11 protein-coding genes are annotated in these 9,970 nt (G+C 73.0%); 7 read left to right on the forward strand and 4 right to left on the reverse strand.

The window, feature by feature from the left end:
- Nucleotides 1-94 precede the first annotated feature (94 nt).
- Nucleotides 95-1,093 carry a TIGR03842 family LLM class F420-dependent oxidoreductase gene (locus ACZ4Z4_RS11905; protein WP_468325689.1) on the forward strand — a complete coding sequence of 333 codons (999 nt, stop codon included), beginning with the start codon at nucleotides 95-97 and terminating at the stop codon, nucleotides 1,091-1,093.
- A gap of 21 nt (nucleotides 1,094-1,114) precedes the next feature.
- On the opposite strand, the gene ACZ4Z4_RS11910 is transcribed toward ACZ4Z4_RS11905, so the two are convergent.
- Nucleotides 1,115-2,179 (reverse strand): lipoate--protein ligase family protein, encoded by a 1,065-nt coding sequence (locus tag ACZ4Z4_RS11910; RefSeq protein WP_468325691.1) that lies wholly within the window; start codon nucleotides 2,177-2,179, stop codon nucleotides 1,115-1,117.
- A gap of 231 nt (nucleotides 2,180-2,410) precedes the next feature.
- Between ACZ4Z4_RS11910 and ACZ4Z4_RS11915 the strand changes: the two genes are divergently transcribed.
- Nucleotides 2,411-3,784 (forward strand): cryptochrome/photolyase family protein, encoded by a 1,374-nt coding sequence (locus tag ACZ4Z4_RS11915; RefSeq protein ID WP_468325694.1) that lies wholly within the window; start codon nucleotides 2,411-2,413, stop codon nucleotides 3,782-3,784.
- Nucleotides 3,785-3,847: 63 nt separating this feature from the next.
- On the opposite strand, the gene ACZ4Z4_RS11920 is transcribed toward ACZ4Z4_RS11915, so the two are convergent.
- Both ACZ4Z4_RS11920 and ACZ4Z4_RS11925 read right to left on the reverse strand, forming a co-directional pair.
- Nucleotides 3,848-4,525: an SDR family NAD(P)-dependent oxidoreductase gene (locus ACZ4Z4_RS11920; protein ID WP_468325696.1), complete on the reverse strand. Its 678-nt coding sequence runs from the start codon at nucleotides 4,523-4,525 to the stop codon at nucleotides 3,848-3,850.
- Between the two features lie 34 nt (nucleotides 4,526-4,559).
- A complete protein-coding gene (locus tag ACZ4Z4_RS11925) occupies nucleotides 4,560-5,234 on the reverse strand; it encodes a sigma-70 family RNA polymerase sigma factor (protein WP_468325699.1) in 675 nt (224 codons plus the stop codon).
- A gap of 99 nt (nucleotides 5,235-5,333) precedes the next feature.
- On the opposite strand from ACZ4Z4_RS11925, the gene ACZ4Z4_RS11930 reads away from it, so the two are divergent.
- Nucleotides 5,334-6,344: a MerR family transcriptional regulator gene (locus ACZ4Z4_RS11930; protein WP_468325701.1), complete on the forward strand. Its 1,011-nt coding sequence runs from the start codon at nucleotides 5,334-5,336 to the stop codon at nucleotides 6,342-6,344.
- Between the two features lie 27 nt (nucleotides 6,345-6,371).
- Here the strand turns inward: ACZ4Z4_RS11930 and ACZ4Z4_RS11935 are convergent, their stop codons facing one another.
- Nucleotides 6,372-7,331, reverse strand: coding sequence for a ScbA/BarX family gamma-butyrolactone biosynthesis protein (locus ACZ4Z4_RS11935; protein ID WP_468325704.1), 960 nt, complete (start codon nucleotides 7,329-7,331; stop codon nucleotides 6,372-6,374).
- A 120-nt stretch (nucleotides 7,332-7,451) separates the two neighbouring features.
- Here ACZ4Z4_RS11935 and ACZ4Z4_RS11940 point away from each other — a divergent pair, with 120 nt between their 5' ends.
- The 4 genes from ACZ4Z4_RS11940 to ACZ4Z4_RS11955 all read left to right on the forward strand — a co-directional run.
- Nucleotides 7,452-8,081: a ScbR family autoregulator-binding transcription factor gene (locus tag ACZ4Z4_RS11940; RefSeq protein WP_468325707.1), complete on the forward strand. Its 630-nt coding sequence runs from the start codon at nucleotides 7,452-7,454 to the stop codon at nucleotides 8,079-8,081.
- Nucleotides 8,082-8,157: 76 nt separating this feature from the next.
- Nucleotides 8,158-8,856 (forward strand): HAD family hydrolase, encoded by a 699-nt coding sequence (locus ACZ4Z4_RS11945; RefSeq protein ID WP_468325710.1) that lies wholly within the window; start codon nucleotides 8,158-8,160, stop codon nucleotides 8,854-8,856.
- A 26-nt stretch (nucleotides 8,857-8,882) separates the two neighbouring features.
- Entirely contained in the window at nucleotides 8,883-9,659 is a 777-nt protein-coding gene (locus ACZ4Z4_RS11950) for an SDR family NAD(P)-dependent oxidoreductase (RefSeq protein WP_468325713.1), read from the forward strand.
- A gap of 135 nt (nucleotides 9,660-9,794) precedes the next feature.
- Nucleotides 9,795-9,970: fructose-bisphosphatase class II (locus ACZ4Z4_RS11955; RefSeq protein ID WP_468325823.1), on the forward strand; the 176-nt coding region annotated here is incomplete at its 3' end.

Below are 9,970 nucleotides of genomic sequence, written 5' to 3' on the forward strand. Positions count from 1 at the left end.
GCCGAGGATTGTCCCTCCTCGGACGACCTTCGAGGGGTGCCCGAGCTGAGGGCGTCGAGCTGTGGGCGCCCGATCTGAGTGAGGAGCGAAGGCCATGGATTTTGGGCTCGTACTACAGACCGACCCGCCCGCCTCGGAGGTCGTCGGACTCATGAGGCGCGCGGAGCGCAACGGCTTCCACTACGGCTGGACCTTCGACTCGTCGGTCCTGTGGCAGGAGCCGTTCGTCATCTACAGCCGCATCCTCGAACACACCACGCGGCTGACCGTCGGCCCCATGGTCACCAACCCGTCCACCCGGACCTGGGAGGTCACCGCCTCCACCTTCGCCACGCTCAACGACATGTACGGCAACCGCACCGTGTGCGGCATCGGGCGCGGCGACTCCGCGATGCGCGTCGCGGGACGCAAGCCCGACACCCTCGCCCGCCTCGGCGAGGCGATCGACGTCATCCGCGACCTCGCCGAGGGCCGCGAGGCGGACGTCGGCGGGCAGCGGCTGCGGCTCCCGTGGGTGCGGGACGGGAAGCTGCCGGTGTGGATGGCGGCGTACGGCCCGAAGGCGCTCGCGCTCGCCGGACAGCAGGCCGACGGGTTCATCCTCCAGCTCGCCGACCCGTATCTGACGCAGTGGATGGTCAAGGCCGTGCGGGACGCGGCCGCCGACGCCGGACGCGACCCGGCGGACGTCACCATCTGCGTGGCCGCGCCCGCGTACGTGGGAGACGACCTCGCCCACGCCCGCGAGCAGTGCAGGTGGTTCGGCGGGATGGTCGGCAACCACGTCGCCGACCTCGTCGCCAGGTACGGCGAGCACTCCTCGATGGTGCCCGAGGCCCTCACCGCGTACATCAAGGCCCGCCAGGGCTACGACTACAGCCACCACGGACGGGCCGGGAACCCCGACACGGCCTTCGTGCCCGACGAGATCGTCGACCGGTTCTGCCTCCTTGGACCCGTCGAGTCGCACCTCGAACGCCTCAAGGAGCTCCGCGAACTGGGCGTCGACCAGTTCGCGGTGTACGCGATGCACGACGCGCGCGAGGACGTCATCGACGCGTACGGCGCCTCCGTCATCCCGGCGCTCTCCTGAGCCGCCCGCGCGCGGCGCCGATCAGGGCACGCGCGCCGTCCACTCGGCGGTCGTGAACTTGGTCCGCACGAGCTCCTGGGCGCGCGCCATCTCCTCGTCGGTGACCTTCCCCTCGGCGAGGCCGTAGCGGCCGCGGAACGAGTCGACCATGCGCTCGATGACCGCCTCCCGGGGCAGCCCGGTCTGGCGGCGCAGCGGGTCGACCCGCTTCTTGGCGCTCCGCGTGCCCTTGTCGGACAGCTTCTCCTTGCCGATGCGCAGCACCTCCAGCATCTTGTCCGCGTCGATGTCGTACGACATCGTCACGTGGTGCAGCACCGCGCCGGGGCCGCCGCCGGGCGCCACCATGCGCTTCTGCGCGGCCCCCGCGATCTTCCCCGCCTCCGTCGCGATGTCGTTCAGCGGCTGGTACCACGCCTTGATGCCCATGTCGGCGAGCGCGCCGAGCACCCAGTCGTCGAGGTAGGCGTAACTGTCCTGGAAGGAGAGCCCCTGCACGAGGGCGTCCGGGACGGAGAGGGAGTACGTGATGGTGTTGCCGGGCTCCACGAACATCGCGCCGCCGCCGGAGATCCGGCGCACCACGTCGATGCCGTGCCGCGCCGCGCCCTCCGCGTCGACCTCGTTGGCCAGCGACTGGAAACTGCCGATGATCACCGAGGGCGACGCCCACTCCCACACGCGCAGCGTCGGCGGCCGCCGGCCCGCCGCGACCTCCTGCGTGAGCACCTCGTCGATGGCCATGTGCAGCGCGGGCGGCTGCGGCCCCTCGTGGATCAGCTGCCAGTCGTAGTCGGTCCAGTCCGTCGCGTGCGCGAGGGCGCGGCGGACGGCGATCCCGACACCCTCCGACGTCAGGCCGTACATGACCGTGCCCTCGGGGAGCGCGGCGTCGATGCGGGCGGCGAGACCCTGGGCGTCCGTGTCGGCGGGGGCGCCGTCCAGCGCGCCGTTGATCGCGTCGAGCGCCTCGTCGGGCTCCAGGAAGAAGTCACCGGCCACGCGGGTGTTCCGCAGCACACCGCCCTCGACGTCCAGATCCACCACGACGAGCTTGCCGCCGGGGACCTTGTACTCACCGTGCACCGTGCCGCCTCCACATTCTGTTCCGCATCATCCCCCAACGCTATCCGAGTGCGGGAATGTCCCGTTGTGTGCGCCGTGCGGGGGACCACACCCCGGACGGCGCATCCCCGCGCGGCGGACCGGCCGAAGCAGAGGAGGAAGGAACCGGCGGCGCGTGCGGCCCGCCGGTTCCGGGACCTGCCGGTCCGCGGGTGACGGACCGGCCCACGCCTTCCCCCTGGAGTACGCACCATGCACAACTCGGTCGTCCTGTTCACCTCCGACCTGCGGGTGCACGACCACCCGCCGCTGCGTGCCGCCCGCACGGGCGCGGACGCCGTGGTGCCGCTCTTCGTCCGCGACCGGGCCATCGCGGAGCTCGGCCTCGCGGGCCCGAACCGGGAGGCGTTCCTCGCCGACTGCCTGGCCGACCTCGACCGGGGGCTGCGGGACCGCGGCGGCAGGCTCGTGGTGCGCGAGGGCGACCTCGTCGAACAGGTGCGGTCCGTCGTCGAGGCGGCGGACGCCGACGAGGTCCACATGGCGGCCGGCGTCAGCCGGTACGCGCACGCCCGCGAGCAGCGGCTGCGCGAGGCGCTGGAGCACGACGGCAGGCGCCTGTACGTCCACGACGCCGTGGTCACCGCCCTCGCCCCCGGCGCGGTGACCCCCGCGGGCTCCGACCACTTCGCCGTCTTCACCCCGTACTTCCGCCGCTGGTCGGCGCAGGGCGTACGAGCCGTCCTGCCCGCCCCGCGCACCGTGCCCGTCCCGGACGACATCCGCTCGGACCCGCTGCCCGCCCGCGACGGCATCGACGGCCTGTCGCCGGGGCTCGCCCGGGGCGGCGAGAGCGTCGGCCGCGCGCTCTGGAAGGCCTGGCTGCGCGACGGCGTCGACCGGTATCCGCGGACCCACGACGACCTCGCGGCCGACGACACCTCGAAGCTCTCGCCGCACCTGCACTTCGGGACGGTCTCCGCCGCCGAACTCGTCCACGCGGCCCGCGACCGGGCGACCCCGGGCGCCGACGCCTTCGTCCGGCAACTGTGCTGGCGCGACTTCCACCACCAGGTGCTCGCCGCCAGACCGGCCGCGGCCACCGCCGACCTGCGCCCCCGCGGCGACCACTGGCGCTCCGAGAAGTCGGCGCGGGAGGACATCCGGGCGTGGCAGGAGGGGCGCACGGGCTACCCGGTCGTCGACGCCGCCATGCGCCAGCTGCGCCACGAGGGGTGGATGCACAACCGCGGCAGACTGCTCACCGCGAGCTTCCTGACCAAGACGCTCTACGTCGACTGGCGGGTGGGCGCCCGGTACTTCCAGCGGCTCCTGGTGGACGGCGACACCGCCAACAATCAGCTCAACTGGCAGTGGACGGCCGGAACCGGCACGGACAGCCGCCCCAACCGGGTGCTGAACCCCCTGCTCCAGGCGAAGCGTTACGACCCGGACGGCACCTACGTACGCCGCTGGGTGCCCGAGCTCGGCTCGCTGGAGGGCGCGGCGGTTCACGAGCCGTGGAAGCTGCCGACCCGGGAGCGGGCACGCTACGACTACCCCGAGCCGATCGTGGAACTGGCCGACGGGCTCGCCCGGTTCAAGCAGGCGAGGGGCATCGAGTGACAGCCCGGCCCGGGGGAGCGGGGCCGGGCCTCGGGGCGCAGGCGAGAGTGCGAAGACAGACTCTCAGGCCATGGTGATCCTCTCCATGAGCGAGCGCACCGCGTCCAGCGCGTCCGCCCCGGGCGGCAGCTCGGGCGGCTCGCCGACGACGGGCCGTTCGGTGAAACCGGTGTCCAGGTGCGGGAAGCGGACGTCGTGGACCGCGACGGCCCGCGGCGCGAGCTCCTGCGCGAGCACGCAGAGCCAGCTGCTCAGCGCGGCCTTGGACGCGGTGTAGTCGGCGGTGCCCGCGACGTGGTCGGCGGCGGCCGTACGCGGCCGGGGCGCCGCCGCCCCGCCGGTGGCCGCCAGCAGGAACCCCTTGTCCGCCACCACGGGTGCCGCGCCCCGCAGCACGGCCATGGGGCACAGCGCGTTCACCGTCAGGAGATGCCCGGCCACGTCGTTCGACACGTCCTCGACGGCGCCGAACCCCGTGGCCCCGACCGTCACGAGCACCCCGTCGAGCCCCGGGAGTACCCGCTCCGCCCACGGCGCGAGCGCGGAACACTGGTCCAGATCGCACGCCTCGAAGCAGCGGGCGGGCGGCCCGCCGAGATCCCGTGCGAGCGCGGCCAGACGCACCGGGTTGCGACCGGCCAGCGCGACCCGGGCACCGAGCTCGGCCAGGGCGCGGGCGGCGAGACCACCGAGAACGCCGGTGGCCCCGACCACCAGAACACGAGCACCCGAGATTTCCATGTCTGCCTCCCTGCCCCGTCCGATGTACGGGACTTCACGCCGGACGGGCAGGACGGATGCACTGTCCGCGAGCCATTCGTGAGGGGTCGGCGTCGGCGGCTGCGGTCGGTCCGGCCGCCCCGGCGGGGGCCAGGCAGTTCCGCAGGGCCCGCAGCCCCCGCCTCGTGTGGCTCTTGACGGTGCCGAGCGGCAGACCGGTCCGCTCCGAGATCTGGCTCTGCGTCAGATCGCCGTAGAACGCAAGGCGCAGCACCAACTGCTGTGCGGACGGCAGGTTCGCCAGTTCGCGCTGGACCAGGAGCCGGTCCAGGATCTGCTCCGAACAGGGTCCCGCGGCGACGGGGACCGCCTCCTGCCGGGCGCCCACGGCCGCCACCAGCACGGCACGCCGGGCCCTGGCGGTGAGCGCGTCGGCGACCTTGTGGCGCGTGATGCCCACCAGCCAACCGCCCAGGCCGCCCGCGCCCGGCCGGTATCCGCCCCGGCCGCGCCAGGCGGCGAGGAACACCTGCTGCGTCACGTCCTCGGCGTCCGCGCCGTCGCCCAGCGCGCGCCCGGCGAGCCGGTGGACGAGCCGGCCCCAACGGCGGTAGACGGCCGCCAGACAGAGCTCGTCACCGGCGGCGAAGCCCGCCGCGAGCTGATCGTCCCCGAGCAGGTCCTCGGGGTACAGGATGCCGTCGTGGGCCTCGGGGTCGACCGTCACCATGATGCCTGCTCCTCGTGCGGGGGCCGGAGTTGGCCCCACACTGGTGACAGTCCTCGAGAGACGACAACTTGCAGCGATTGTGCGTCGTATCGTCGCGGCATGGGAGCTACCCGGCGACCGGGCCACACCCGGCAGAAAGACCAGGACGCCGCGCTGACCACCGGGTCCGTCGCCCGCAGACTGGGCGTCGCACCGACCACGCTGCGCTCGTGGGAACGGCGGTACGGAATCGGGCCCACCGACCGCGAACAGGGCCGCCACCGCCGCTGGACCACCGCCGACGTGGGGCGGGTGGAGGAGATGTGCCGGCTGACCGCGCTCGGCGTGCCGCCCGCGGAGGCGGCGCGCGTCGCGCTGCGGGAGAGCGAGGCCGCGGCGGAGGCCGAGGCCACGGTCCCGGCCCCGCGCTCCGCCCGGCACGGCGGCGGCCGCGGCACCCTCTCCCTGCCGCTCGGCAACGTCCGTCAGGAGTGCCGCGGCCTCGCCCGGGCCGCGGTGCGGCTCGACGCGCCCGCCGTCGAGTCGCAACTGCGGACCACGCTCGGCGAGTACGGCTTCACCATGGGGTGGGAGGAGGTGATGGCACCGGCCCTGCACGCCGTCGGCCGCAAGTGGGCGTCGTCGGGCGAGCGGTATGTGGAGGTCGAGCACCTCCTCTCCTGGCATGTCTCGTCCGCCCTGCGGCGCACTCCGGGCGCGGCCGCCCCGGGTGGTGCGTCCAGGACTGCCGCCCCGGTGGTGCTGACCTGCGTTCCGGGCGAGCAGCACACTCTTCCGCTGGAGGCCCTCACCGCGGTGCTCGGCGAACGGGGCCTGCCCACCCGGATGTTCGGCGCCGCCCTCCCCGCCGAGGCGCTGTACGAGGCGGTGCGGCGCATCGGCCCGTCCGTCGTGGTGCTCTGGGCGCACTCGCGGAACACCGCCGACCGCGCGCTGGTCCACCTCGTGGCCGAGGCCGAGTGGGGCGTGCGGGGCGCACGCTCCCACCCGGCCGTGCTCATCGCGGGGCCCGGCTGGTCGCCGACGGCCGGGGCGTACGCGCAGGGGGTCGAGCGCCTGACGGGCCTGCGGACGGCCGCGGACCGGATCGAGTCGCTCCTGGCGGCGTGAACCCCACGGGGCGGGCCGGGCCCTCGGTCACACTGCCGTGGCCGCCACGGTCACGCGGCAGGAGAACGCCTCGATGTCGTCCTGAAGGGCGGTGACCGACACGCTCTCGTGGCCTCCGGGACGCGTGGCGGGCTCGACGCACGCGGTGATCACGCAGGGGGCGTCGAACTCGACGTAGCGGAAGAACGCCGACTCGAAGCGGACCGGGAAGACGGCGGCCGCGCGGGGTGCCTGGACGGCGTGGGCCGCCTGCCGGGCGGCCTCAAGCAGCAGCATGCCCGGGGCGTGGTCGACGGGGTGGTCGAAGAGGATGGGGTGCGAGTGGTCGACGCGCAGCTGCCACTGGTCCGGTCTCCGGGTGGGTGAGAGCACGACGTCGGCGGCGTGCTCGCGGTTGACGAGCGCGGGCGGGACCACCGCGACCGCGCCGCCGCACGGCGCCGGGGCCGCACCGGCCGCCGCGCCCGGCGCCAGGTACCGGTCGCCCCGCAGCCTGCGGTAGATCGACGGGGCGTGGCTGCTGAACCGCGTGTGCGCGGTGCCGAGGGGCAGCCCGTCCCGCAGGATCTCGACGTCCATCGTGAGGGCCGCCAGACGACCGCCGCGCCGGGTGATGTCGCCGCAGGTGATGCGGAGTTCGACGTCCATCGGTCCGCCGTCGGCCCACAGCGCCTCGTGCGCGACCTCGTAGGTGAAGTGCTGCCAGATGAGGTGGTGGCCGAGCGGCACGTCGTAGCAGGCGTGTGAGATCAGCGGGATGCTCTGCCGCAGGGTCTCGGCGAGCAGCATCGGATCGTGCCGGCCGGCGAAGGACGCGTAGAAGGAGTGGGTGCGCGGCCACCGCGCGGTGACCGTCACGCGGTCCTCACCCGCGGGCGCCCAGCCGGTCAGCAGGACTTCGGCGCGGGCGAGCTTGTGCGTGAACTCCTGTGGGACGGGCCGCAGTTGAGCGGTGCGCGTGGTCTGTGCATACGAAACGAAAGTCATGGATCCCCCCCAGGGATGAGTGACGTCTCCGCGCGAACGACTGCGCCGGCTCTGGTGTCCCAGAACCATGCGGAGTAAAGTAACGTGCGTTCTTTTTGTTTGTCGAGAGAGGCCGTCCGAATGCCGGAACCGAAGCAGGAGCGGGCCCAGAAGACGCGCGACGAGATCCTTCGCGCCGCCGCTGAGGTCTTCGACGAGCGTGGGTACAGCGGCGCCAGCATGCGGGAGATCATGAACCGCGCCGGTGTCACGCTCGGAGCCGTCTACTTCCACTTTCCCAACAAGGAGGCGCTGGCCCTGGCCGTCATGCGGGCCCAGCCGGCGAGCATCATGCCCGCCCTGAAGGCGCGGGGCCTGCAACGCCTGGTGGACATCACGTTCGTGTGGGCGCACAAGCTCCAGACGGACCCGATGCTGCGCGCGGGCGTCCGGCTCACCAGCGAGCAGACGGGTTTCGGCCTCGACGACGCCACTCCGTACCACGAGTGGGCCCAGATCATGGAGGAGTGCCTGGCCGACGGGCTCGCGGCGGGCGAGGTCCGCCCCGACGCCGACGTCCGCACGCTGGCCGAGTTCGTCGTCTCGGCGTGCACGGGCCTCCAGGCGTACTCCCTCCTGGCGACCGGCCGCGAGGACCTGCCCGAGCGGACCCGGGTGATGTGGCGCCTGCTCATGCCCGCCATCGCCACGGACGAGGCCGCCCGCACCATCGACGTGAGCGAGGCGCGGGAAACCGCCGTCAACGCCTGACGGCGCACTTCCGGCCGACGGCCGCACCCCTTGTCACCATCCACCTGCCCGACCGAACAGCAGCCAAGGACGTTCCATGCACCAGCACTTCGACCGACTGCGTCTCGTGGCGCTCAACATCGACGGCGTTCTGCTCAACGACACGTTCAGCCCCGTCATCGGCAACTTCATCACCAGCCGCGGAGGTGTGTACGACGCGGGGACCGAGCGGCGCATCCTCTCCCAGCCGCGCCGCGTCGCGGGCGTCGAGATGGCCCGCGCGGCCGGCCTCGACGTGACGGGCGAGCAGGCGCTGGAGCTCTACTTCGCCGAGCGAGACCGCTACGTCGCCGACCATCCGGTGCGGCCCAACCCCGGCGCCGCCGAACTCCTGCGGCGCGTCCGCGGCCTGGGGCTCCGGGTCGTCTGCTACGGGGGCCTGAGCAAGCCGCACTTCGACACCCACCTGGGAGCCTGGTCCCACCTCTTCGACGGGCCCGGTTACGTCTGCACCGACTCGTTCCGGCCGGGCATCAAGGAGATCGCCGGAGACGTCTTCGGTCTCCGCCCCGACGAGGTGCTGTTCGTGGACGACGTCGCCCGGGTCGCCGAGGCGGCCAAGGAGCTCGGCGTGCCGTTCATCGGCCACCCCTGCGGCTTCCAGCGCACGTTCATGGAAGAGCTGGCGACGCGGCACATCGTCGACTCACTCGACGCGATCGACGAGGAACTGCTGCGCACGGTCGACGCGGAGGCCGCGGCGGGCACGATCTGGCCCGCCACGGTGGCGAGTTGAGCCGCGGACAGGAGAGGAACGGGGCGATGATGAACACCGGACACGGCCTGCTGGCCGACAAGACGATCATGATCACGGGTGCCTCCAGCGGCATCGGTGCGGCGGCGGCCCGGCTGTTCGCCGCCGAAGGGGCGGCCGTGGTCGTCACGGCGCGCAGGAAAGGGCACATCGAGGAACTCGCCGCGGAGATAACGGAGGCGGGGGGCAGGGCACTCGCGGTGCCCGGGGACGTGACGGTCCCGGGGGACGTCAAGCGGGTGGTCGACGCGGCGGTAGGGACGTACGGCCGCCTCGACGCGGGCTTCAACAACGCGGGATGGGCCACGGCGGGCACGCTGATGCACGAGACCGACGACGCCGTCTTCGACAAGGTCATGGACGTCAACGTCCGGGGCGTCTGGAACTGCATGAAGGCCCAGATCAGCGCGATGCTGGCCGACGGCCGCGGGGGAGCCGTCGTCAATACCGCGAGCGCCGCGGGCGTGGTCGCGACCGGTGCCACGGCGTCGTACATCGCGGCGAAGCACGCGGTGATCGGTCTGACGAAGGCGGGTGGTGACGAGTACGGCCGGCGCGGGATCCGGGTCAACGCCCTGGTGGTGGGGAGCACGCGGACGGAGCTCATGGACCAGGTGCTGACGGAGACGCCCGCCCTGGAGGAGAGCTTCATCAACCGCTCCATGCAGAAGCGCATGGCCGAGCCGGTGGAGGTGGCGCAGGCCGCGGCGTGGCTGCTCAGCGACCGGTCCTCCTTCGTGACGGGTGGCTCGGTACCGGTCGACGGCGGGTGGACGGCGGCCTGACCCACGCGCCCCTATCGGGGAGTTGCCAAAGGCGGCGGCGGTTCGGGAGCAGGGGCCTGGTGGGGCGGTGCGGGACCAGTAACGTCCGGGTCCGAAGCTGTCCGCCCATGGATTCGGAAGGTCTCACCGGTGTCCCTGCTCCTCTCTTCTGTCTCGACGGCCTCCCCGCTGGCGGTGCCCGCGGAGGCTCCCGACCGCAACCTCGCCCTGGAGCTTGTCCGGGTCACCGAGGCGGCCGCCATGGCCGCGGGCCGCTGGGTCGGCCGCGGCGACAAGAACGGCGCGGACGGCGCCGCGGTCAGGGCCATGCG

It is taken from the genome of Streptomyces sp. NPDC030245 (assembly GCF_055572995.1).